This window comes from Methylosinus sp. PW1 (assembly GCF_000745215.1).
Classification (GTDB): Bacteria; Pseudomonadota; Alphaproteobacteria; order Rhizobiales; family Beijerinckiaceae; genus Methylosinus.
Window position 1 is genome coordinate 1,464,041 of sequence record NZ_JQNK01000009.1, and the last position, 23,229, is coordinate 1,487,269.

Genomic DNA, 23,229 nt, shown 5'->3' on the forward strand with positions numbered 1-23,229 from the left:
ATGCACAGCAAGCTCTTCTCCCGGCTGTCGCTCGTCTGCGCCGCGCTTTCCCTCTGCGCGAGCGCGCGAGCCGCCGAATTGCAGTCGCTCGACGTCGTCGGCACGCATTTCAAGGCGACATTGTCGGACGGACGCGTGCTCGACTCCGCGCAGCTGGTCGGCGCGACGCTGACCGTCGCCGGCGCCGCGGGAGGAGCGAAGATTCGCATCGATGCGGTCGAGCCGGATCCCCTCCCCGCGGCGCATTCGGGCGCCGGGCGCGACGCGGTCCTGCTGCATAGCTTCTCCGTCCGAGGCGCCGACGGCGAATGGAGAAATCTATGCGAGGCGGGTCCCGACGGACGCCGCCAGGGCTTTCCCATCGCCGGACGCGCCCGCGGCGACGGCACGATCGCGCCGGCCGAGCCGGGCGTCTTCGAGCTCACCTGCACCGGCGGCGCGCAGGGCAAATGCGTGCGCTTCGGCTATCATCCTTGGGAGACGCGCGCCGGCGGACCCTCCGCGCAGGCTCTCTACGACGCCTGCATACGTCTCGTACGCGCCGATTATTCGGGCGACGGCAAGGGCACGACTCGCAACGGCCAGCCGATCGACATTTATGATTTCCTCGGCGTCCAATCGCCCGGCAATGATCCGGCGCATGATTTCGAGGCCGGCTTCTCGCCCGAGGGGGCCGTCTGCGTGCGCCATGTCCGCGTCAAGGAGAATACGAGCCTCGACGCGCTGGCGACGAGCAGCGCGCGGCTGAAAGGACGAACGGGGGACATCTGCACGGAAGAATTCGCCCGCGCCAATGGCGCGATCCTCTTCGTCCGCTCCCCGCCTTGAGTCGCCTCGCGGCGCGCTCGATCGGCGCTGGAGTTCGGAGCGAATTCCATTGATCGAGCCGGGCCGCCGCAACGCCGACGCGGTCGCGCGGTCGCCATCCCATCCGCGGCGCAGATCACGACCGCGACGATTGCGACATTGCAGGAAGGCGCGCGCTCGTCTAGCATGTCTCCGCTCCGCCCCTCGACGGGTGAAGCGCAAGCGCAAAAGCACGCGGGGGAGAAGCAATGGCCGATCATCACGAGACTTCGTCAGACATTGCGGAGCATCTCGCCACCTATAACGGCTTTCTGACGCTGCTGAAGGTGGGAACGGCGGCCAGCGTCGTCACCCTGGCGCTGCTGTATTTCTTCCTCGCGCGCTGAACATCCGGCGCGTCGTCGCCGACGCGCCGCTCCATGGGTTCCCTCTACAGTTTCTGACCGAATGCGAACCGCGCGGCCATCCGGCCACGCGAAACCGATTCTCCGCAAAATGGAGTTTCGTCAATGCGCATTGCTGTTCAAGCCGAGACTGACAAAAACGAGACGCGCGTCGCTGCGACGCCGGAAACCGTAAAGAAGTTCAAGAACCTCGGCGCGGAAGTCGTGATCCAATCGGGCGCCGGAGCCATATCCGGCTTCTCCGACGCCGATTACGCCGCCGCCGGCGCGGCGATAGCGCCGAGCGCAGCCGCCGCCTCCGACAATGCCGAGGTGGTGCTGCGCGTGCGCCGACCGGCGCCGGGCGAGCTGTCCGGCATAGCGCGCGGCGCCGCAATCGTCGCCATCGCCGACCCTTTCGGACATGAGAAAGAGCTCGCCGCCCTCGCCCAGACCGGCGCGACGCTCTTCGCCATGGAATTCATGCCGCGCATCACCCGCGCGCAGGTCATGGACGTTCTTTCCTCTCAGGCCAATATCGCCGGCTATCGCGCCGTCATCGACGCGGCGGCGGAATATAGCCGCGCCATTCCGATGATGATGACGGCGGCGGGCACCGTCCCGGCCGCCAAGATCTTCATCATGGGCGTCGGCGTCGCCGGCCTGCAGGCGATCGCCACGGCGCGCCGGCTCGGCGGCATCGTCTCGGCCACCGATGTGCGGCCCGCGACCAAGGAGCAGGTGGAATCGCTCGGCGCGAAATTCATCGCCGTCGAGAATGACGAATTCCGCCAGGCAGAGACTTCCGGCGGCTACGCCAAGGAAATGTCGCCGGAATACCAAGCCGCGCAGGCGGAGCTGGTCGCCGCCCATATCGCCAAGCAAGACATTGTGATCACGACGGCGCTGATCCCCGGCCGGCCGGCTCCGAGACTCATTTCGGCGGCGGCGGCGCGATCGATGCGCGCGGGCTCGGTCATCATCGATCTCGCCGCGGAGCGCGGCGGCAATTGCGAGCTGACCAAGCCCGGCGAGACGATCGTCGACAATGGCGTCAAAATCGTCGGCGCGGTCAATCTCGCCGGCCGCCTGCCGGCGACGGCCTCCAGCCTCTACGCAAAAAACCTGCTCGCCTTCGTCGAGACTCTCATCTCCAAAGAGACGAAGACTCTGGCCATCGATTGGAACGACGAATTGGTGAAGGCGACGGCCCTCACCCGCGACGGCGCCGTCATCGATTCGCGATTTGCGGCTTGATCGCGCCGGCCCCGCGAGGGCCGCGCGAAGAAAGGGCGTTGGCACATGGCATCCGACACGACTCAGCAAATGCTCGAAACGGCTCGCCGCGCAGCCGAAGCGACGCGGCAGCTCGCCGATCAGGCGCAATCCTATTCCGACCAGCTGGCGCAAGTGGCGGCGGCGGCCTCCTCGCACGGTCTGACGGGCGGCGTCGATCCGGTCGTCTTCCGCCTCGCGATTTTCGCGCTGGCGGTTTTCGTCGGCTATTATGTCGTCTGGTCGGTGACGCCGGCGCTGCACACGCCGCTGATGTCCGTCACCAACGCCATCTCTTCCGTCATCGTGGTCGGCGCGCTGCTCTCCGTCGGCGTCGATACGGGCGCGGACGCTTCCGGCGGCTCCTCGATCGCACGCTGGCTCGGCTTCATCGCGCTCGCCCTCGTCAGCGTCAACATATTCGGCGGCTTCCTCGTCACCGAGCGAATGCTGTCCATGTATAAGAAGAAGGGCTGAGCCATGAGCGGCAATCTCGCGGTCCTTCTCTATCTCGCCGCCGGCATATTGTTCATTCTTGCGCTGCGCGGTCTCTCCTCGCCCGCGACATCGCGGCAAGGCAATCTCTACGGCATGATCGGCATGGGCGTCGCCGTCGGCACGACTCTGCTGCTGCGCCTGCCGCCGCTCGGCGCGCTGATCCTGATATTGATCGGCGCCGGAGCGGGCGGCGGCGTCGGCGCCTATGTGGCCAAGCATGTCGAGATGACGAAGATGCCGCAGCTCGTGGCCTTCTTCCATTCTCTCGTCGGCCTCGCCGCCGTGCTCGTCGCCGGCAGCGCCTTTTTCGCCCCGCAGGCATTCGGCATAGGCGCGCCCGGCCATATAGAGGGCGGCAGCCTCTTCGAAATGTCGCTCGGCGCGGCGATCGGCGCGATCACCTTCACCGGCTCGGTCATCGCCTTCTTGAAGCTCGACGAGCGCATGAGCGGCAAGCCGATCCTGCTGCCCGAGCGTCACACGATCAATATTCTGCTCGGCCTCGCTCTGCTCGGCTTCATCGTTCTGTTTGCGACGACGGAGAGCGGCTTCTGGCTGTTTCTCATCATTCTCGTCTCGCTCGCGCTCGGCGTGACGCTCATCATTCCCATCGGCGGCGCCGATATGCCGGTCGTCGTGTCCATGCTCAACTCCTATTCGGGCTGGGCGGCGGCGGGCATTGGCTTCACGCTCGGCAATCTCGCGCTCATCATCACCGGCGCGCTGGTCGGCTCCTCGGGCGCGATCCTCTCCTACATAATGTGCAAGGGGATGAACCGCTCCTTCGTCTCCGTCATTCTCGGCGGCTTCGGCGGCGAGACGGCGGTGGCGACGGGCGCGGTGGAGAAGCGCCCGGTCAAGCAGGGCTCGGCGGAGGACGCCGCTTACATCATGCAGAACGCCGGCAAGATCATCATCGTGCCGGGCTATGGCATGGCGGTGGCGCAAGCGCAGCATGCGCTGCGCGAGATGGCGGACCTTCTGAAGAAGGAAGGCGTCGAGGTGAAATACGCCATTCATCCCGTGGCCGGCCGCATGCCCGGCCATATGAATGTTCTGCTCGCCGAGGCCAATGTTCCTTATGACGAGGTCTTCGAGCTCGAGGACATAAATTCGGAATTCGCCCAGGCGGATGTCGCCTTCGTCATCGGCGCCAATGACGTGACCAATCCGTCCGCCAAGACCGATCCGCAATCGCCGATCTATGGCATGCCGATCCTCGATGTCGAGAAGGCGAAGACGGTTCTCTTCCTGAAGCGCGGCATGGGCTCCGGCTATGCGGGCGTCGAGAATGAGCTGTTCTTCCGCCCCAATACGATGATGCTGTTCGGCGACGCGAAGAAGACCGTCGAGCAGATCGTCAAGGCGCTGGCGCATTGATCGAAGGATTGCCCCTCTCGCCTCCCCCGCTTTGCGCTATCGAATTATGCACACATCCTCCTCGCCCCCGCGACGTCATGGCCGGGCTTGTCCCGGCCATCCACGCCAACGCGCCGAGGTGTCTTGGAAGTTTGGCGTGACGCCAAAACGCTGGCGGCGCCCACCGTGGGATGAAATCCGTCGATGGCGAGCGCTTTCCTTCGGTTTCTCTGCTGCTTGGCGTGGATGGCCGGGACAAGCCCGGCCATGACGGCCGCAGCGTCTCGGGATGGGTGAATCCGATAGCGCGAAGCAGAAAGGGTCGTGGGGCGCTCAGCGCCGCCCCGCCTGACTCGCGATGCGCAGCAGCGCGCGTCCCGCCTCCATCTCCGCCAGCGCGGCATTGGCGCGGGCGCGATGATTGGCGTCGCGCAGCGCAGGCAGCAGCGCCGCCACTTTCGCCGCGGACCAGATGCGCAAATGCTGCTCGAGCTGCGGCCGCTGCGAGAAGCCGAAACCGCTGCGCATCAAAATCGTGATCCCAAAATCCGGCCGCCCCTCGCGATCCACGGTGAGCCGCGCGCGGTGCAACGCCATCGCGTAACGCAGCGCGCCATTCAATAGCTGCCCGGCGTCGCCGCCGCCGGCGACCGCTCTGTCGAAGGCTTCGCCAGCGGCGTCGGCCTGCCCCGAGAAAGCGTCCAGCACCAGGCGATCGGAGGCGATATTGGAGGCGTGCGCGACAATATCCTCGACATCGCCGGCCTCGATCGCGCGCGCGCCATGCTTGTAGAGCATCAGCTTGGCGAGCTCGGAACGGCTCATACGGCGATCCTCGCCGAGCGCCGCCTGCAGCAGCAGCCGCGCTTCCGGCGTGACGGAAAAGCCCGCCTCACGCAGGCTATTGTCGATCAGCGCATGCAGATCCTGCTCATCGTCTGGATTGCATTCGATCGCCGCGGCGATCTTGGACGGCTCGATCAGCTTGCGCAGCGGCGCGTCGCGCTTCAGCGCGCCAGCGGTCAGCACGACGGCGCAATCCACAGGCGGCGCGGCGAGCAATTGCTCGAGCGGCGAGACGATGGATTTTCCGCCCGTCTCGACGATGATCGCGCGCCTGCCGCCGAACAGCGGAATCGTATTGGCCTCATCGAGCAGCGACAGCGGATCGGCGGCCACGGCGTCGCCGCTCATCTCCACACATTGGAATGGATCATGCCGATCGTCGACGCGCTGCGCGACAATAGCGAGCGCGCGCTCGCGCACGAGGCCGGCGTCGGCGCCGTGGAGCAGGAACATGAAGATATTGGCCGGCGGCGCCTTCACGAAGCGCTCGGCGTCGCGGGTCTTGATGGCGGTCATGGGCCTGGGCGAGCGAATGGCGAGTAGCTCTATTCGCTATTCGCTACTCGCTATTCCTCTCATTTCGCCAAAGCCGTCGACACCCGCGTGCGGATCATGTCGGAGATGACCTTGGCGTCGCGAATCTCACCGTCGCGCGCGGCGCGCACATTGGCGAGACGATTGCTGAAACGGTCATAGCTGGCGACGCCGAAAGCGACGCCTTTGGTGATGATCTGCTCATCGGCGATATTGATGAGCTTATATTCGGCGTCGACGATCACCGTCGCCGATGTCGCGCGGCCGGTGACAGTATCGAGAATCGGCGTCTGCACGCGCTCCTTCAGCGCGACCATGAGCCGATAGCGCGGCGGAACCTCCGACCCTGTGCCGTTCAGGGCGAAGATCAGCTCGTTGCGGACGTAATGGCCGATGCGGTCGGGAATGGGATCGACCGCGACCGCCTGCAGTTCCGCCGCCAGCGGCGCATCGGTTCCGATGGGGCCATAGAGCGGCTGCACCGTGCAGGCCGAGAGCGCCAGAGCGGCGAAGGCGGCAAGGGCGTAGCTCACCCTCCCCTTCAGGGGGAGGGTCGGACCGCGAAGCGGTCCGGGGTGGGGTCGCTCCCGAGACTCGGGCGTCACCCCCTCCCGAGCGCCTGCGGCGCTCGACCTCCCCCCTCCAGGGGGAGGTGGAAACGCCTCTTCGCCCGAGGCCGCGGACAGGAGCGCGCGTCGCCGTTCAAACGACCACATTGACGATCCTCTTGGGAACGAGAATGAATTTCTTCAACGGCTTGCCTTCCATAGCGCGCAGCACGGCCTCCTGCGTCAGCGCCTCCTCGCGGATCGTCGCCTCATCGGCGTCATGGGCCACGAGAATCTCCGCGCGCTTCTTGCCGTTCACCTGCACCGGCAAGCTTATCATGTCCTGCGCGACGAGAGTAGGATCGGCCTCCGGCCAGGGCGCCAGCGAGACGATCTCGGAATGGCCGAGATCGCTCCAGCACTCTTCCGCCACATGCGGCGTCATCGGCGCTATCAGCTGCACGAAGACATCCGCCGCCTCGCGGAAGGCGAAGGCGAGATCGGCGCCGACCGGAACCGTCTCCACCTTGTCGAGCGCGGCGGTCAGCTCATTGGCGTATTCGCGAATGCGGGCGATCGCCGTGTTGAAGCGCAGGCGCTCGATATTGTCGCCGACGGCGGCGATGGTGCGATGCGTCGCCTTGCGCAATTCGAGAGCATCCGCGCCAAAGTCATTGGGCGTCGCCGCATCGGCCGGCGCCGCGGCATTGGCCAGCTCGCCGGCCAGACGATAGACGCGCTGCACGAAGCGCCAGGCGCCCTGCACGCCCTCCTCCGTCCACACGACATCACGGTCGGGCGGCGAATCGGAGAGCACGAAGAGACGCGCCGTGTCGGCCCCATAGCTGGCGATAATATCGTCCGGATCGACCGTGTTGCGCTTCGACTTGGACATTTTCTCGATCGCGCCGATCGCGACCTCCTCGCCCCCCTCGATGAGGAAAGCGCGGCGGCCCTTGTCGCTGGTCTCGAAACGCAGCTCGCTGGGCGCCACCCATTTGCCGGAGGCGGCGCGATAGGTCTCATGCACCACCATGCCCTGGGTGAAGAGGCCGGCGAAAGGCTCGGCGACGCCGCCATGGCCGGTGTCGCGAATGGCGCGCGAGAAGAAGCGCGAATAGAGGAGATGCAGAATCGCGTGCTCGATCCCGCCTATATACTGATCCACCGGCAGCCAGCGCGCGAGCGCGTCCGGCGCGGCGGGCGCCGACTCATTGTGCGGATCGGTGAAGCGCGCGTAATACCAGGACGAATCGACGAAAGTGTCCATCGTGTCGGTTTCGCGCCGCGCGGCGGCCCCGCATTTCGGACAGGCGACAGTCTTCCATGTCGGATGATGGTCGAGCGGATTGCCCGGTCTGTCGAAAGTCACATCCTCCGGCAGCTTCACGGGGAGATCGGCGTCCGGCACGGGCACGACGCCGCAATCCGGGCAATGGATGATGGGGATCGGACAGCCCCAATAGCGCTGCCGCGAAATGCCCCAATCGCGCAGCTTGTAATTGATCTTGCGCTCGCCCTGCGGACGGCCGTGCAGCTGCGCGGCCTCGAGGCGCTTGGCGACCTCCTCCTTCGCCTCGGCGACGGTGAGCCCGTCGAGAAAGCGCGAATTGACGAGCCGTCCCTCGCCGTCGAAAGCGGTCTCGCCGATGATAAGAGTCGAAGGATCGACGCCCTCCGGGCAGACGACCGGCGTCGCGCCCAGTCCGTAAGCGTTCGCGAAATCGAGATCGCGCTGGTCATGCGCCGGGCAGCCGAAGATCGCGCCCGTGCCGTAATCCATCAGAATGAAATTGGCGACATAGACCGGCAGCGTCCAGGACAGATCGAAGGGGTGAACAACGCGCAGGCCCGTGTCATAGCCCTTCTTCTCGGCGGTCTCGATCGCCGCCACCGACGTGCCGATATGGCGGCATTCTTCCGCAAAGGCTTCGAGCGCCGGGTCGCTCGAAGCCGCCGCGCGCGCGACCGGATGGTCGGGCGCCAGCGCAACGAATTTTGCGCCGAACAAAGTGTCCGGCCGCGTGGTGAAGACCTCGATCTCGCCCGCAGGATCGCCGGCGATGGCGAAGCGCGCCAGCAGGCCTTCCGAGCGGCCGATCCAATTGCGCTGCATCAGCCGCACCTTCTCCGGCCAGCGATCGAGCGTGTCCAGCGATGTGAGAAGATCATCGGCATATTTGCCGATGCGCAGGAACCATTGCGTCAGCTCGCGCTGCTCCACCAGCGCGCCGGAGCGCCAGCCGCGCCCGTCGACGACCTGCTCATTGGCGAGCACGGTCATGTCCACCGGGTCCCAATTGACCTTGGACTGCTTGCGGTCGACGAGGCCGCCGGCCAGAAAATCCAGAAACAGCTTCTGCTGATGCTTGTAATAGGCGGGGTCGCAAGTGGCGATCTCGCGCGACCAGTCCAGCGAGAGCCCCATGGATTTGAGCTGCGTCCGCATCGACGCGATATTGGCGTAGGTCCAGGTCGCGGGATGCGAGCCGCTCTGCTGGGCGGCGTTCTCCGCCGGCAGGCCGAAAGCGTCCCAGCCCATGGGGTGCAGCACGTCGAAGCCCTTGGCGCGCTTGTAGCGGGCGATGACGTCGCCCATAGAGTAATTGCGCACATGGCCGACATGGATGCGCCCCGACGGATAGGGGAACATTTCCAGCACGTAATATTTCGGCTTCTTCGCGTCGCCGGAGGTGAAAACTTGCCGCTCGTCCCAAATCTTTCGCCATTTGGGCTCGGCCGCGGCGAAGTCGTAGCGTTCTGGTCTCATGGGTCCGAGCGGTCCTGATCGAATTGCGGAGTTTCGCCTGTAATGCCGGGCGGGGCGGGGCTTGTCAAAGGCGCCTCTCGCCGCGAAGCGGGGCGCGTGCTATATCCGGGCCATGTCGGCGCAAGTGCTCTTCAACCCCCTCGCCTATATCGATCGCCTCACCCGCGGCGGCTTCTCGCCCGAGCAGGCGCGAGCCTCCGCCGAGGCGCTGGAGACAGCCTTCTCCGAGAGCGTGGCCACAAAGGCGGACGTGGAAGGCTCGAAGCGCGAGCTGTCGAGCGCCATCGAGGGTGTCAGGCGCGAGCTGACAGCGAACATCGAGGGCGCCAGACACGAGTTGTCGGCGAACATCGAGGGCGTCAGGCACGAGCTGTCGGCGAACATCGAAGGCGTCAAGCACGAGCTGACAACGAGCATCGAAGGCGTCAGGCACGAGCTCGACCTCGTCAAAAGAGACGTCGCCGATCTCAAGCGCGAGCTGTCCGAGTCCGAGTCTCGGATCAAGCTCGAGCTGAGAGGAGACATCTCCGAATCGGAGTCGCGCGTCCGGCTCGAGATCGCGCAGTCGAAGAACGAGACGCTGCGCTGGATGTTCGGCTTCGTCATCGTGCTGATCGGCGCAATCTTCACCATGCTGAAATTCGTCCGCTGAGGCCGCATCTTCCATGACCGTCGTCGATCGGCTGAACGCCGCCAAGGACGCCATCTCCTCGCGCGCCCGCGATTGCGGCCGCGACTCGGCCGAGATCACCCTCGTCTGCGTCACCAAGACCTTTCCGGCCGAGGCGGCGGTTCCGCTGCTCGAGGCCGGGCATCGCGTCTATGGGGAGAACAAGGTGCAGGAGGCGCGCGCCAAATGGGGCGAGCTGCGCCAGCGCTTTTCCGGCGTCGAGCTGCATCTCATCGGCCCGCTGCAATCCAATAAGACGCGCGAGGCGGTCGAGACCTTCGACGTCATCGAGAGCGTCGATCGGCCCAAGATCGCCGAGGCCCTCGCCGAGGAGATGCGCCGCCAGGGCAAGCGCTTGCGCTTGCTCGTGCAGGTCAACACGGGCGCGGAGCCGCAAAAGGCCGGCATTTTGCCGCAAGAGGCCGACGCCTTCATCGCCGAGTGCCGGCAGAAGCACGGGCTCGAGATTTCCGGACTCATGTGCGTGCCGCCGGTCGGCGAGCAGGCCTCGCCGCATTTCGCTCTGCTCGCCGAGATCGCCGCCCGCAACGGGCTGAAAGAGCTCTCCATGGGCATGAGCTCCGATTACGAGCTCGCCATTCAGCTCGGCGCCACCCATGTGCGCATCGGCTCGGCCATCATGGGCGAGCGCGACTATTCGAAGCCCTGAGCCACCACGATCCGTACGCCCTTCGCCAGACGCGGCAGCAGCCGCGCCATGTCGCGCGCCCGCAGCGCCACGCAGCCGGCCGTCGGGCCGAGCGTCTCCGTCGCTATATGGAAGAAAATGGCGCTGCCGCGCCCCAGCACGCGCGGGCGGATGTTGTAATCGAGCACGCCGACGACGTCATAGAGATGGTCGGACCGCCAGAGCCGCTCATGGCCGAGCGGCGTCTTCCCCCGCAGCGGCCGATTATAGAGGAAGGACCGGGCGTCGTCGCACCAGAGATCATCCGGGCGCGTGAAGCGCGCCGTGACGAGGCGCGGCGCCGCCGCCCGCCTGCGCCGCAGATAGACGGAGAGCAGCGCAAAGCTCCCGGCCGGCGTCGCGCCATCGCCCTCGCGCTTGCGGCGCGTGATCCCCGAGCGGCCGAGCGCGCAGGGAAGCACGAGATCGCCCGCGATCAGCCGGCCTTCATGCGGGCGGCCGCCGATCCGCCGCGCGACCTTCAGCGTCGACACCCCGCCATGATGGCGGGAAAAACCCTCGATCATGCGCCAATCCTTCCCCGCGCACACGCCTTGAACGGCGCTCGTCCTTGGCCGATCATGGGCGCGAGAGCCCAGTCCCGGAAGCGCCAATGACGGAAGCGTCGACGCCGCGCAATATTTTGCTCCTCGCCGGCGCGGGATTGCGCGCCTCGCTCACGGAGCAGCTCGCCCGCTATCCCGAATTCGCCGTCGCGCCAGCCGCCTCCGCGCAGGAGGCGACGCGCCTGCTGGACGAAGGCGGCTACGACATCATGCTCGCCGAGGCGGAGATCGGCGAGGCTTTCGCCCATGACGTCCGCGAGCGCTTCCATGGCGCGATCCTTCTCATCGGCGCGCCGAGCGTCCCCGGCGCTTGCGATTATATCGCGCGGCCGTTTCGTTTCGCCCATCTTCTCGCGCGGCTGCGGGCGCGGGAGGAGCGCGAGCCGCTCCTTGTCGCCATCGGCGCCTTCCGCTACCGGCCCGGCGCCTTCGAGCTGACCGACGCTGCGCAAAGGCGCCTGCCGCTCACCGAGAAGGAGGCCGAAATATTGACGCGGCTCGCCGCGGCGCGCGGCGCGGTGGTGACGAAAGACATGTTGCTGCGCGAGGTTTGGGGCTATCATCCCGCGGTGACGACGCGCACGCTGGAGACTCATGTCAGCCGGCTGCGCCGCAAGATCGAAACCGACCCCGCCGAGGCCCGCCTTCTTCTCACCGAAAAGAACGGCTATCGGCTGGTCTTCTCCCTCGCGCGCTGACCGCGCGGCGAGACGCCCCGAGGAAAGCAGCCGGGACATGGCTCTCGACGACGATATCGCCAATCTGAGGCGCATTCCCCTGTTCGAGGATTTCGAGGTCGAGGCGCTGCGCCTTCTGACCTTCAGCGCCGAGACGAAACTGCTGCGCGCCGGCGACGCGCTGTTCCGCCGCGGCGAGCCTTCCGACGGCGGCTATATTCTCACCAATGGCTCGATCGCGCTGGAGAAGCACGACGACGGACGCCCCGCCGACAAAGTGCTGCGGCCCTTCGCGCTGATCGGCGAGACCGCGCTGATCACCGAGACGACGCGCCCCGTCACGGCCATAGCGCGCGAGCCGGCGACAATCCTCAAAATCACCCGCGCGCTCTTCCTGCGCATATTGGAGGAATTCCCCACCACGGCGACGCGCGTGCGCGCCCGCGTCGCCACGCGCCTGACGCAGCTGGCGCAGGAGCTGAAATTCGAGGCCTGAGCCGGCCGCTGCGAAAAAAAATCTGTCTCGTGTGTCGTCGTAAGGAGGAGAAAATGCAAAATCCGTTGAAGTCCGGCGTTTTCGCCGCGATCGGCGTGACGATCTCCCTCGTTCTGCTGTCTCCGGCCGATGCGCTCGCCGGCGTCACCAGCGTCGCGAGCAAATCGGTCGTCGCGCCGCCGTCCGCAGTCGAGGCGGCGCATTACAGCAGCCGCCAGCATCGTCACTATGTGCGCTACGCGAATCATCGCCGGCCGATTCGCCGGCATCATGCGCTGCGCTACTACCGCTATGGCTATGATCCCGCGGCGGCAGTGATCACCTCGGCGGCCGCCGGCGTCATCGCCGCGGGAGCCTATTCGCCCTATTACGCCTATCCTTATGACTATGGATATGGATATGGCTACCGCTATCCCTCTTACGGCTATGGATGGGGCGGTGGGCCGGTCGTCTATGGCGGCGGCTGGGGCTATCGTCCGCGCTATTTCGGCGGCTGGGGCGGCGGCTACCATCGCGTCGGCGGATGGGGCGGCGGATTCGGTCACGGCGGCTTCGGCCATGGCGGCTTCGGTCATGGCGGCTTCGGTCATGGCGGATGGGGCGGCGGCGGCTTCCATCACGGCGGGTTTGGCGGCGGCTTCCATGGCGGCGGCTTCCATCATCGCTGACCGGCGACTTTGACGGCGAGGCGGCGACGTCTCGCCTTTTCGTTCGTTTTGTCGCATTCCCGGAACAGCCTCAGCCGCTATTCTCACAGCGATTCGACGAGGCTGGAGCCCGCGCCCGGCGGGACTGCGAGAGAGACGGACAAAATGGCGTCAGACCAGGAGAGCGACGCGCCCATCGTCGGACGCTTGGCCGAGCACGAGGCCCGCGCCGCCGTTCTCGCCGAGCTGCATGCGCGGCCTTTCCTGCCGATCACGCTGCCGCAGCGCGTCTATCATTTCGCCTTCGCCACCAATGAGGAGGAGGCGCGCGCCGACCGCGCCGCCCTCGCCGATCTCTGCCGCGCCCATATGCTGGTGCCGCGCCCCGGAGACGCCAAGTTCCAGCGCCTCTCGATCGGCGATTGGCGGCTGCGCTGGGAACAGCATACCGAATTCACCACCTACACTTGGTCGACGGACAAGGACTCCGGCGAGCCCTTCACCCATCCCGATCCCATCGGGACCGGCGAGATCGCCTTTCGCGCGCCCGGCCGGCTGATCGTCGCCACCCATCTCTGCGCGCTCGAGAGCGGCCATTCGCACGAGCCATTCGTGGGGCTGTTCAACTCGCAGAGCCTCTGCGTCATTCGCGCGGCCAAGGGCGCAGCCCATGTGATGACCGATTTCGCGGTCGATCCTTTCGGCTTCACGCGCCTTTTGGTGAAGGAGAGCGCCATTGGCGCGCTGGAGACCGGGCGGCTGATCCAGCGCGTGCTGGAGATCGAGACCTATCGGACGATGGCGCTGCTCGGCCTGCCGGAGGCGCGTAGCGCCGGGCCGGAGCTGCGCGCCATGGAGCGCGAAATCTCCGACATCACCCAGGCGCTGAGCCAGACGCAGGACATGCGCACCAGCCGCGATCTGCTGAAGCGTCTCAGCGATCTATTGGCGCAGAGCGAGGCGCTGTCGACGCGCACGGCCTTCCGCTTCGGCGCGAGCCGCGCGTACCACGCCATCGTCAAGAACCGCCTCAACCTCCTGCAGGAGGCGAAGGAGAGCCAATATACGACCATATCCGCCTTTTTCAGCGCGCGGCTCGATCCGGCGATCGAGACCTGCAACGCCTTTGAAACGAGGCAGGCGCGCCTCGCCCGGCAGGTGGAGCGCGCCACCGATCTGATGCGCACCGGCATCACCTTCGAGATGGAGCAGCAGAACCGCGATCTGCTCGACGATATGAATCGCCGCGCGCGGCTGCAGATGCGCCTGCAAAAGCTGGTCGGCGGCCTTTCCATCGCGGCGCTCAGCTATTATGTCGCCGGCCTCTCGCTCTATTTCTTCAAGGGCCTGAAGGACGCCGGCGCTCTGCCCTTCGGCTTTACCGGCGAGGAGGCGGCCGCGGCGGCCATGCCCTTCGTCATTCTCGGCGCCTGGTCCTTCTGGCAGCGCGTCAAGCGTCTCTCCGCCAAGGCGCAGGAAGAAGAGAAGGTGAGCTGACGCGCATCAACGCTTCGGCCATTCCCAGCGCGGCCGGAAGCCCTCGCCGGCGTGGCGCGTCTCGCCGAAATCCTTGGTCAGCTCGATCGCGCGCGAGTCCGGCTCGCTTACGAGCAGATCGGCCAGCTCGCGGCAATGCGTCACCACGACGATCTGCGATCGCTGCGCCGCGTCGGCGATGAGCCGCGCCAGAGCGGGAATGAGATCGGGATGCAGGCTCGCCTCGGGCTCGTCCAGCGCCAGCAGCTCCGGCGGACGCGGCGTCAGCAGCGCGGCGATCAGCATCAGATAGCGCAAGGTTCCGTCCGAAAGCTCCGCCGCCTTCAAAGGCCGCAGCAGCCCGTGCTGGCGCATGGAGAGCTCGAACCAGCCGTCGCGCGTCTCGATCTCTATAGCGGCGCCGGGAAAAGCGTCGTCCACGGCCCGCGCGAGCCCGGCCTCATCGCCGATCTCGAGAACGGTCTGCAACGCCGCGGCGATATCCGCGCCATCGTCGGCGAGGATGGGCGTATGCGTGCCGACCTGCGGCCTTCGACAGGGCGCCTCAACATCGGTCCGCAGACAATCATAGAAGCGCCAGGACTGCAGCTTTCGGCGCACGGCGATCATCTCCGGCGCGGCGCGCGGATCGGAGAATTCCGTCATCATGCTTTCGAAATCCGCGATCGGCGTCGGAATCACGCGCCAAGCGCCGCTGTCGTCCACGGCGCGCAGCCCCGGCCCGTGGCGATCGACGAGCAGAGCCGAAGGGCGGAACAAAGGCCCAGACCAGACGCACTCGCGCTTGATCGCCGGATCGAGCAGAAAAGCCGATGTGCTGAGGCCGGGCGGCGGGAAGCCGAGATCGACGGCGTAGGAGAGATCGGCGGCGCCGAAGCCGAGTCGCAAATGCACCGACCTCTTGCGCACCAGCCCCTGCACCGGATGGCTGCCGGCGCGCACGGCCCGACCGACCTGCTCCGGCCCGGCCCAGAGGGTGGACTGTATGCCGCCCTCCCGCGCCAGCGAGCTCACCAGCCGGCCGCGGGCTGTATCGGCGAGAAGGCGCAAAGCACGGTAGAGGCTCGATTTTCCGCTGCCGTTGGCGCCCGTCACGACATTGAGCCGCGCGAGCGGAAGGGTAAGATCCCTCAGCGAGCGATAGCCGGAGACCGCGAGGATCTCGAGCATTGCGCGATCCTCACGTCAGCCGCTCTTCAGAGCGAGCGCGTAAAGCGCAGCACGCCGCCCTTGGCGCCTTTGAGAATGAGGTCGGAGCCCTGCAGGTCCCAGAAGGGGCCGGACAGCATCACCTGCCAGAAATCGCGCTCGATCGCCTGAAGGGCGGGATCGCATTTGGCGTCGGCGACGGCGGGCATGGCCTTGGGTCCGAGCCGATTGCCGCCGACGACAAAGACGCCCGACCAGGATTTGCAGCCGGAGAATCCCGTGCCGCGCATCGTCGTGTCGATGCGAATCCAAATGTCGGCCGGCGGGGCCTTGCCGTTTATGTCCTTGAGATTGAAAATATAATTATGCGGGAACGGCTTATAGTTCGGCGGCGGCTCCTGCGCGGTCGCCTCCTGCTGATCCTTCTCCTTTTGCGCCGGCTTGCCCTTGGCCAGCGCGGGGCCGCAGGCGGCGAGGCCGACCAGAAGCGCGGTCAGAAATCGTCTCATCCTTCGATCCTTGTTGAGAGCGATCCTCGAGCGAATCGCTTCAGGAGAATGGCGCGCGCCTTGTGGTTTTTTTCCGAACAGAAAAACGCCGGAAAACTCCGACGCGCGCGGGGGGGAGGAGCGGAAACGCGCCCTCACAACATGCTGGGCAGAACGCGGTCGGGCGGGCGGTGCCCGTCCATGAAAGTCTTGATGTTGATGATGACTTTCTCGCCCATGTCGACGCGGCCCTCATTGGTGGCCGAGCCCATATGCGGCAGCAGCGTGACCTTGCCGGCCTTGGCCAGCTTGACGAGCTTCGGCGAGACGGCCGGCTCATGCTCGAAGACGTCGAGGCCGGCGCCGGAAATCTCATCGGCCTCCAGCATGCGGATCAGCGCATTCTCGTCCACGATCTCGCCGCGGGCGGTGTTCACGATGATGGCGTGCGGGCGCAGCTGCTTCAGCCGCCGGGCCGAGAGAAGATGATAGGTCGCCGGCGTATGCGGGCAGTGGATCGACAGAATGTCGATGCGCGCCAGCATCTGGTCCAGCGATTCCCAATAGGTCGCCTCGAGCTGATCCTCGATCTCGACCGGCAGGCGGCGGCGGTTGTGATAATGGATGGAGAGGCCGAAAGCGCTGGCGCGACGGGCCAGCGCCTGGCCGATGCGGCCCATGCCGACAATGCCGAGGCGCTTGCCGGTGATGCGATGGCCGAGCATCCAGGTGGGCGACCAGCCGCCCCAGGAGCCGTCTGGAATGGTGCGGGCGCCCTCGACGAGGCGGCGCGCCACGGCCAGGATGAGGCCCATTGTGAGATCGGCCGTGTCCTCGGTGAGAACGCCGGGCGTGTTGGTGACGGTGATGGAGCGGCGCAGCGCCGAGGCGACGTCTATGTGATCGACGCCATTGCCGAAATTGGCGATGAGCTTGAGCTGTTCGCCGGCCTGGCCGATGAGGCCGGAATCGATGCGGTCGGTGATCGTCGGCACCAGCACGTCCGCGGTGCGGACGGCCTCGACGAGCTCCTCATGGGTCGCCGGCCGGTCGCTCACATTGAGGCGCGTGTCGAAAAGCTCGCACATGCGGGTTTCGATCACCTCGGGGAGCCGACGTGTCACCACGACGAGCGGCTTCTTTTTCGCCATCTTCCCCTTCGTCCTCCCGCCTCGCGCGACTAAGCTCTCCGGCGCGCCCGAAGGCCCGTTCCGCCGATCGAGCCTTTGGAGCGGTTTCGACGTCTCTTCAACCAGGTCTTAACGACGATGGATGAAAAGAGCGTTTCGCCGCCCGCGCCCCTTTCCCATCGAACTTCCTAGCAGATGGCGGGACAAAGACAAGACGAGGCGTCGTTCGCATCTGCGAAGGGCGCGCTCTGGGAGAAGAGTAGAAATGGACGCAAAGCCCCTTTTGAGCCGACGCGCGGCCGCCGCGATCCGCCTCGCCGTCGATCTGCTCGCCGTCTCGACGCTGCTCGCCATCGCGCCGGCGAGCGCCGACGCGCAGCAGCAGCTCGGCTCGGCGTCCGGCCTGCCGCTGCCGCGTTATGTCAGCCTCAAATCGGACCGCGTCAATCTGCACGAGGGGCCGAGCAAGGAGCATCCGACGCTCTGGGTCTTCGAGCGCGCCGGCCTGCCGGTTGAAATCACCGCCGAATTCGAGACCTGGCGAAAAATTCGCGATTCGGAAGGAACCGAGGGCTGGGTGCTGCATTCGCTGCTCTCCGGCCGCCGCACCGCCCTCGTCGCGCCCTGGAAGAAGGAGCCGATCCTCGCCTACGCCAGCGATCATGCGACGGCGGTGGCGAAACTCTCGCCCGGCGTCGTCGCCAGCCTGCGCCGCTGCGACGGCGCGTGGTGCCGCGTCTCAGGAGACGGTTTCGACGCTTATGTGAAGCAGGAAGGCCTTTGGGGCGTCTATCCGGGGGAGAAGATAGAGTGAGGACAGTCGCGCCGACGAGGCCGACTCGCCGAAAGGGCGAATTGCACCTCCCCCTCGAGGGGGGAGGTCGAGCGCCGAAGGCGCGCGGGAGGGGGTGACGCCCCGAGTCTTCGGGCGGCTCCCCACCCCGGACGGTTTCACCGTCCGACCCTCCCCCTGAAGGGGAGGGTGAAACGCCCCCCGGATTGTCAGTCCTCGTCCTTGCACAGGCGGACCACCACATCGACGCGGGCGATTCTCATGCCCGGCGGCGGCGGCGGCAGGCTGGCGACGTCCACATGGGCGCCGGGGATATCGACGAGTCCCTCGCCCTCGACCAGGAAATGATGGTGCTCCGACACATTGGTGTCGAAATAGACGCGCGCGCCGTCCACCGCGATCTCGCGCAGCAGGCCGACATCGGTGAATTGATGCAGCGTGTTGTAGACGGTGGCGAGCGAGACCGGCAGATCGTCGGCCAGCGCCTCCTCGAAGAGCTTCTCGGCCGTCACATGGCGGTCGCCCTTGCCGAACAGCAGCCCGCCCAGCGCCACGCGCTGACGCGTCGGCCGCATGCCGGCCGCCATCAAGCGGCTGCGCAGCCGCCGCATGGCGTCGCTCGGCGCCCGCTCGGAGGTTTCGACCGTGAATTGCTCGACCGTCATTCGCCCGTACTTCCCGCCCCGCATCTTGTCTCTTTCGTTACAATAGGGAAGCTCGGCGGCAGAGACAATCTTTTCCTCCCCGGGCCGCTCGGGACCGATGAAAGCGCTCTTGGAGCCGCGCGCCCCCTTTGACCCGGCGGGCGCCTATGTTAACGAATGCGGCTTCCGGTCCGCAGCGCGGCCGGAAATCGTCACGTCAGAGACGCAAGAAGGAACATCATGAGCGAACGGCGCTCGTCTTTCGGATATGAGGATCTGCTCGCCTGCGCGCGGGAAGAGCTTTTCGGCCCGGGCAACGCCCAGCTTCCGCTGCCGCCCATGCTCATGTTCGACCGAATCACGGAAATTTTCGAAGAAGGCGGCGCCCATGGCAAAGGCTATGTGCGCGCCGAGCTCGACATTAATCCGAGCCTCTGGTTCTTCGACTGCCATTTCAAGGGCAATCCGGTGATGCCGGGGTGTCTCGGGGTCGATTCGCTGTGGCAGCTCACCGGCTTTTTTCTGGGCTGGCTGGATCTGCCCGGCCGCGGCATGGCGCTCGGCGTCGGCGAGGTGAAATTCAGCGGCCAGGTGCGGCCGCACAATAAGCTCGTCCGCTACGGCGTCGATTTCAAGCGCGTGTTCAAATCCAAGCTCGTCCTCGGCATCGCCGACGGCTGGGTGGAGGTGGACGGCGAACGTATTTATGAAGCGAAGGACCTGAAGGTCGGTCTCGCCAAGCCCGAAGCCGCGTGACGGCCTGACGGAACGCCGCTCGGGGCGCGCGAGACAATCGCCAAATCCAGACGGGACAGCCAAAGAGCCCGCCGGCGCGAGGGAGTTCGGACATGAGAAGAGTGGTCGTGACCGGCATGGGCGTCGTTTCGTCCATCGGCAACAATACGCAGGAAGTCGTCGCCTCTCTGCATGAGGCGAAGTCGGGCGTCGTCAAGGCGGACAAATATGCCGAGCTCGGCTTCCGCTGCCAGGTGCATGGCGCGCCGACTCTCGACCCGTCGACGATCCTCGACCGCCGCGCCATGCGCTTCCACGCCATGGGCACGGCCTGGAATCATGTCGCCATGGATCAGGCGATTCTCGACTCCGGCCTCGCGCCGGACGAGATCTCCAATGAGCGCACCGGCATCATCATGGGCTCGGGCGGCCCGTCCACCAAAGTGGTCGTCGAATCCGCCGATATCGCCCGCACCAAGGGGCCGAAGAAGGTCGGCCCCTTCGCCGTGCCCAAGGCCATGTCCTCCACCGCCTCGGCGACGCTCGCCACCTGGTTCAAGATCAAGGGCGTCAACTATTCCATCTCCTCGGCCTGCGCGACGTCGAATCATTGCGTCGGCAACGCCTATGAGATGATCCAATGGGGCAAGCAGGACATTATGTTCGCCGGCGGCTGCGAGGAGCTCGAATGGGAGCTCTCCGTCCTGTTCGACGCCATGGGCGCCATGTCCTCCTCCTATAACGACCGCCCGGCGACCGCCTCGCGCGCCTATGACAAGAACCGCGACGGCTTCGTCATCGCCGGCGGCGCCGGCGTGCTGGTGCTGGAAGAGTATGAGCGGGCCAAGGCGCGCGGCGCGAAAATCTACGCCGAGATCGCCGGCTATGGCGCGACCTCGGACGGCCATGACATGGTCGCCCCTTCCGGCGAAGGCGCGATGCGTTGCATGCGCCAGGCGCTGGCCGGCGTGAGGACGCCGATCGACTACATCAATCCACACGCCACCTCGACGCCCGTCGGCGATCTGAAAGAGATCGAGGCGATTCGCGAGGTCTTCGGCCGCGGCGACAAATGCCCGCCGATCTCGGCGACGAAATCGCTGACCGGCCATTCGCTCGGCGCGACCGGCGTGCAGGAGGCGATCTATTCGCTGCTGATGATGCAGAACGGCTTCATCTGCGAGAGCGCCAATATCGAGGAGCTCGATCCCGAATTCGCCGATATGCCGATCCTGCGCGAGCGGCGCGACAATGTCGCTCTGCGCGCCGTGCTCTCCAACTCCTTCGGTTTCGGCGGCACCAATGCGTCGCTGGTGTTCAAGCACCCGGACGCCTGACGAGAATAGGACCATCCAAAGATGACGGTTTCAACGGGCCTCATGCAGGGCAAACGCGGCCTTGTCATGGGAGTCGCGAATGATCATTCCATCGCCTATGGCATAGCGCGAGCGCTGGCGCCGCATGGGGCCTCGCTCGCCTTCACCTATCAGGGCGAGGCGCTCGGCAAGCGCGTCCGCCCGATCGCCGAGGAGCTCGGCTCCAATCTGGTGATCCCCTGCGATGTGGAAGATATCGCGTCCCTCGATTCCGTCTTCGCGCGGCTGCAGGAGGAATGGGGCGAGCTGGATTTTCTGGTCCATTCGCTCGCCTATTCCGACAAGAGCGAGCTGAAAGGCCTCTACGCGGACACATCGCGCGAGAATTTCATCCGCACCATGGTCATCTCCTGCTTCTCCTTCACCGAGGCGGCGAAACGCGCCGCGGCGATGATGAGGAATGGCGGGACCATGCTCACCGTCTCCTTCGGCGGCGGCACGCATGTGATGCCCAATTACAACGTCATGGGCGTCGCCAAGGCGGCGCTCGATTCCTCCGTGCGCTATCTCGCGGCCGATTATGGCGCGCGCGGCATTCGCGTGAACGCCATCTCGCCCGGCCCTGTTCGCACGATGGCCGGCGCCGGCATCACCGGCGCGCGCGCCATGGGCGCGTTCCAAAAGGCGCATGCGCCTTTGCGCCGCATGATAACGCTGGACGAGATCGGCGGCTCGGCGCTCTATTTCCTGTCGGAGCTGTCGGGCGGCGTGACCGGCGAGATTCACGTCGTCGACGCCGGCTACAACATCATGCTGCAGCCGCGCCCCGAAGATTTGAACGGCGGCGCCGCATCGGCGGATTAGGCTCGCGTCCTTCGCTCGCCTTGACGCTGGCGGCGATCACCGAGAGCCGCGCCAGCTCGACCAGCGTGCCGATATTGGCCTTGGCCATGATATTGGCGCGGTGCAGCTCCACCGTGCGCAATTCGAGGCCGAGCCCTTCCGCTATGTCGCGGCTCGGCCTTCCTTTGGCGACGCCGGCCAGCACGCGCCGCTCATCCTCGCTCAGCCCGCCGAATCGCGCGAGCGCGGCGCGAGTCTCTGCGTCGATGTCGCCCTCGCCACGCCGCGCCGCCAGCGCGCGCCGCACGGAGGCGAGCAGCGCCTCGTCGTCGAAGGGCTTTTCCAGAAGATCGCTGGCGCCGGCCGCCATCGCCTCCACCGCGAGAGAAGCGCCGGCGCAAGCCGTGATGATGACCACGGGCGGCGTCGCCCCGGAGGCGCGCAGGCGCCGCGTCAGCTCGACGCCGGTCATGTCCGGCAGCCGCATATCGGCGACGATGCATCCCGATGTCTTCGGCCCCGCCTCGGCGAGACATTCCTCCGCCGCGCGATAGGCGCGCGAGCGAAAGCCCCGCGAGCGGAACATCAGCGTCAGCGCGTCGCGGATCGCCGGATCATCGTCCACGAGGTGCACGAGCGGCGCTGGTCTCATAGGCTGGCCCTTTCCGCGAGAGGAAGCGTGAAGCTGAAAATCGCGCCGCCGCGCGGATTGGGCTCGGCCCAAATGCGTCCGCCATGCGCCTCGACAATGGAGCGGGAAATCGAAAGCCCTATGCCCATTCCGCTCGCCTTGCTGCTGCGGAAGGGCTGAAACAGCGCGCTGGCGCCGTCCTTCAGACCATGGCCGGTGTCGGCAACGTCGAGCCGCGCATAGCCGTCGGCGGCGGAGGTGGAGAGCGACAGCTCCCGCCGCGGCGCGCCGTCCATCGCCTCGACGGCGTTGCGCATGAGATTGACGATGACCTGCTGGATCTGCACGCGATCGGCGAGAACCTCGTCATTCTCGGCCTTGGCGGCGACGCTGATCTGCGCGCCGACCTGGCGCGCGCTGGCGACGCCCAGCGATTTCGCCTCCTCGACCAGAGCGCTGAGGCTCTGCACCGTCTTCACCGATTCGCCGCGGGTGACGAACTCGCGCAAGCGGCGCACGATGTCGCCGGCGCGCATCGCCTGCGCCCCCGCCTTGTCCAGAATATCCTCGACCTCGCCGCTCTGCTTGGGCTTGCGCTGCAGCAGCCAGCGCGCGGTGCGGACATAGGTGGCGATGGCGGAAAAGGGCTGGTTGATCTCATGCGCCAGCGCGGCGGCCAGCTCGCCCATCGCGGCGAGCCGCCCGGCATAAGCGAGTTCCGAACGCAGCTCGCAGAGCAGCGCCTCGGCGGCGCGCTCCTCGGTGAGATCGCGAATGACGGCGATGCGCTGTCGAACGGCGCCGCGCGTCTCATTAACGGCGAGCGAGATCGGGAAGGTCGAGCCGTCGTCGCGGCGAGCGAGGCCGTCCGACCGCCGCTCCCCCGCCGCGATACGGCTCTGGGGCAGCAGAAGCGCGGCCTCGCGGCCGAGCAGCGCCTCGGCGGAGCAGCGAAACAGCGAGCCCGCGGCGCCATTGACGCCGACCACCACGCCCTTGTCGTCGATCGACAAGACAGCATCCGACAGACATGCGAGGACGGCCTCCAGCTGCGCCGCCTCGGCGTGGCGCAAATCGTCCCCGCCCCCCGCGGCGCGGCGCGAAGGCCGCGTCGTCGCAGAAGTCTCTCGGAGCTCGGCGTGCGAATCGCTCGACGATCGGTCCATCGGCGAGTTCCCTCGAAACCCATTCGCTCTCGAAAAAGCCGGCGCGCCGCCAAACCATCGCCACGGTCGCCGC

Annotated in this window: 25 protein-coding genes; 15 read left to right on the forward strand and 10 right to left on the reverse strand. The window is 66.4% G+C overall.

Annotated elements, in window-relative coordinates:
* The 5 genes from K369_RS24850 to K369_RS16690 all read left to right on the forward strand — a co-directional run bounded on the left by K369_RS24850 (position 1) and on the right by K369_RS16690 (position 4,343).
* Positions 1-828: an ADYC domain-containing protein gene (locus K369_RS24850; RefSeq protein ID WP_051949346.1), complete on the forward strand. Its 828-nt coding sequence runs from the start codon at positions 1-3 to the stop codon at positions 826-828.
* A 227-nt stretch (positions 829-1,055) separates the two neighbouring features.
* Positions 1,056-1,193, forward strand: a complete 138-nt coding sequence (locus tag K369_RS16675) for an aa3-type cytochrome c oxidase subunit IV (RefSeq protein WP_036292567.1) — start codon at positions 1,056-1,058, stop codon at positions 1,191-1,193.
* Between the two features lie 123 nt (positions 1,194-1,316).
* Positions 1,317-2,447: a Re/Si-specific NAD(P)(+) transhydrogenase subunit alpha gene (locus K369_RS16680; RefSeq protein ID WP_036292568.1), complete on the forward strand. Its 1,131-nt coding sequence runs from the start codon at positions 1,317-1,319 to the stop codon at positions 2,445-2,447.
* Positions 2,448-2,492: 45 nt separating this feature from the next.
* Positions 2,493-2,942: an NAD(P) transhydrogenase subunit alpha gene (locus K369_RS16685; protein WP_036292569.1), complete on the forward strand. Its 450-nt coding sequence runs from the start codon at positions 2,493-2,495 to the stop codon at positions 2,940-2,942.
* A 3-nt stretch (positions 2,943-2,945) separates the two neighbouring features.
* Positions 2,946-4,343 carry an NAD(P)(+) transhydrogenase (Re/Si-specific) subunit beta gene (locus tag K369_RS16690; protein WP_036292570.1) on the forward strand — a complete coding sequence of 466 codons (1,398 nt, stop codon included), beginning with the start codon at positions 2,946-2,948 and terminating at the stop codon, positions 4,341-4,343.
* A 312-nt stretch (positions 4,344-4,655) separates the two neighbouring features.
* Here the strand turns inward: K369_RS16690 and holA are convergent, their stop codons facing one another.
* The 3 genes from holA to leuS all read right to left on the reverse strand — a co-directional run bounded on the left by holA (position 4,656) and on the right by leuS (position 9,020).
* The gene (gene holA, locus K369_RS16695; RefSeq protein WP_036292571.1) at positions 4,656-5,684 is read right to left on the reverse strand and encodes a DNA polymerase III subunit delta; all 1,029 of its coding nucleotides are present in this window, start codon (positions 5,682-5,684) and stop codon (positions 4,656-4,658) included.
* Positions 5,685-5,743: 59 nt separating this feature from the next.
* Positions 5,744-6,235 (reverse strand): LPS assembly lipoprotein LptE, encoded by a 492-nt coding sequence (locus K369_RS16700; RefSeq protein ID WP_051949347.1) that lies wholly within the window; start codon positions 6,233-6,235, stop codon positions 5,744-5,746.
* Positions 6,236-6,404: 169 nt separating this feature from the next.
* Positions 6,405-9,020, reverse strand: coding sequence for a leucine--tRNA ligase (leuS, locus tag K369_RS16705; protein ID WP_036292573.1), 2,616 nt, complete (start codon positions 9,018-9,020; stop codon positions 6,405-6,407).
* Between the two features lie 112 nt (positions 9,021-9,132).
* Here leuS and K369_RS24855 point away from each other — a divergent pair, with 112 nt between their 5' ends.
* Positions 9,133-9,672 (forward strand): coiled-coil domain-containing protein, encoded by a 540-nt coding sequence (locus K369_RS24855; protein WP_156967951.1) that lies wholly within the window; start codon positions 9,133-9,135, stop codon positions 9,670-9,672.
* 13 nt (positions 9,673-9,685) lie between these two features.
* The gene (locus tag K369_RS16715; RefSeq protein ID WP_036292575.1) at positions 9,686-10,360 is read left to right on the forward strand and encodes a YggS family pyridoxal phosphate-dependent enzyme; all 675 of its coding nucleotides are present in this window, start codon (positions 9,686-9,688) and stop codon (positions 10,358-10,360) included.
* On the opposite strand, the gene K369_RS16720 is transcribed toward K369_RS16715, so the two are convergent.
* Positions 10,345-10,905, reverse strand: coding sequence for a L,D-transpeptidase (locus tag K369_RS16720; RefSeq protein ID WP_036292577.1), 561 nt, complete (start codon positions 10,903-10,905; stop codon positions 10,345-10,347). The two genes, K369_RS16715 and K369_RS16720, sit on opposite strands and share 16 nt — an antisense overlap.
* A gap of 86 nt (positions 10,906-10,991) precedes the next feature.
* On the opposite strand from K369_RS16720, the gene K369_RS16725 reads away from it, so the two are divergent.
* From K369_RS16725 to K369_RS16745, 4 genes are all read left to right on the forward strand, one after another.
* The gene (locus K369_RS16725; RefSeq protein ID WP_051949349.1) at positions 10,992-11,642 is read left to right on the forward strand and encodes a response regulator transcription factor; all 651 of its coding nucleotides are present in this window, start codon (positions 10,992-10,994) and stop codon (positions 11,640-11,642) included.
* 37 nt (positions 11,643-11,679) lie between these two features.
* Positions 11,680-12,117: a cyclic nucleotide-binding domain-containing protein gene (locus tag K369_RS16730; RefSeq protein ID WP_036292579.1), complete on the forward strand. Its 438-nt coding sequence runs from the start codon at positions 11,680-11,682 to the stop codon at positions 12,115-12,117.
* Positions 12,118-12,170: 53 nt separating this feature from the next.
* Positions 12,171-12,785, forward strand: coding sequence for a hypothetical protein (locus K369_RS27255; RefSeq protein WP_198033143.1), 615 nt, complete (start codon positions 12,171-12,173; stop codon positions 12,783-12,785).
* Between the two features lie 144 nt (positions 12,786-12,929).
* Positions 12,930-14,261: a DUF3422 family protein gene (locus tag K369_RS16745; protein WP_036295534.1), complete on the forward strand. Its 1,332-nt coding sequence runs from the start codon at positions 12,930-12,932 to the stop codon at positions 14,259-14,261.
* Positions 14,262-14,267: 6 nt separating this feature from the next.
* Here K369_RS16745 and K369_RS16750 read toward each other — a convergent pair whose 3' ends face one another.
* The 3 genes from K369_RS16750 to K369_RS16760 form a co-directional block, all read right to left on the reverse strand.
* The gene (locus K369_RS16750; RefSeq protein ID WP_036292581.1) at positions 14,268-15,431 is read right to left on the reverse strand and encodes an AAA family ATPase; all 1,164 of its coding nucleotides are present in this window, start codon (positions 15,429-15,431) and stop codon (positions 14,268-14,270) included.
* 26 nt (positions 15,432-15,457) lie between these two features.
* On the reverse strand, positions 15,458-15,919 hold the full coding sequence (locus K369_RS16755; protein ID WP_036292582.1) for an META domain-containing protein: 462 nt from the start codon (positions 15,917-15,919) through the stop codon (positions 15,458-15,460).
* A 134-nt stretch (positions 15,920-16,053) separates the two neighbouring features.
* Positions 16,054-17,049, reverse strand: a complete 996-nt coding sequence (locus K369_RS16760) for a D-glycerate dehydrogenase (protein ID WP_036292584.1) — start codon at positions 17,047-17,049, stop codon at positions 16,054-16,056.
* A 244-nt stretch (positions 17,050-17,293) separates the two neighbouring features.
* Here K369_RS16760 and K369_RS16765 point away from each other — a divergent pair, with 244 nt between their 5' ends.
* A complete protein-coding gene (locus K369_RS16765; protein ID WP_036292586.1) occupies positions 17,294-17,842 on the forward strand; it encodes an SH3 domain-containing protein in 549 nt (182 codons plus the stop codon).
* A 188-nt stretch (positions 17,843-18,030) separates the two neighbouring features.
* Here the strand turns inward: K369_RS16765 and irrA are convergent, their stop codons facing one another.
* On the reverse strand, positions 18,031-18,432 hold the full coding sequence (gene irrA / locus K369_RS16770) for an iron response transcriptional regulator IrrA (RefSeq protein WP_036295536.1): 402 nt from the start codon (positions 18,430-18,432) through the stop codon (positions 18,031-18,033).
* 273 nt (positions 18,433-18,705) lie between these two features.
* On the opposite strand from irrA, the gene fabA reads away from it, so the two are divergent.
* The 3 genes from fabA (at position 18,706) to fabI (ending at position 21,380) form a co-directional block, all read left to right on the forward strand.
* Entirely contained in the window at positions 18,706-19,221 is a 516-nt protein-coding gene (gene fabA / locus K369_RS16775) for a 3-hydroxyacyl-[acyl-carrier-protein] dehydratase FabA (RefSeq protein ID WP_018267877.1), read from the forward strand.
* A 92-nt stretch (positions 19,222-19,313) separates the two neighbouring features.
* Positions 19,314-20,537: a beta-ketoacyl-ACP synthase I gene (gene fabB / locus K369_RS16780; RefSeq protein ID WP_036292588.1), complete on the forward strand. Its 1,224-nt coding sequence runs from the start codon at positions 19,314-19,316 to the stop codon at positions 20,535-20,537.
* A gap of 21 nt (positions 20,538-20,558) precedes the next feature.
* Positions 20,559-21,380 carry an enoyl-ACP reductase FabI gene (fabI, locus tag K369_RS16785; RefSeq protein ID WP_036292590.1) on the forward strand — a complete coding sequence of 274 codons (822 nt, stop codon included), beginning with the start codon at positions 20,559-20,561 and terminating at the stop codon, positions 21,378-21,380.
* Here fabI and K369_RS16790 read toward each other — a convergent pair.
* Both K369_RS16790 and K369_RS16795 read right to left on the reverse strand, forming a co-directional pair.
* On the reverse strand, positions 21,325-22,011 hold the full coding sequence (locus K369_RS16790) for a response regulator transcription factor (protein WP_036292592.1): 687 nt from the start codon (positions 22,009-22,011) through the stop codon (positions 21,325-21,327). The two genes, fabI and K369_RS16790, sit on opposite strands and share 56 nt — an antisense overlap.
* The gene (locus tag K369_RS16795) at positions 22,008-23,156 is read right to left on the reverse strand and encodes a sensor histidine kinase (RefSeq protein WP_036292594.1); all 1,149 of its coding nucleotides are present in this window, start codon (positions 23,154-23,156) and stop codon (positions 22,008-22,010) included. Before K369_RS16795 ends, K369_RS16790 begins: the two co-directional genes overlap by 4 nt.
* Positions 23,157-23,229: the final 73 nt, after the last annotated feature.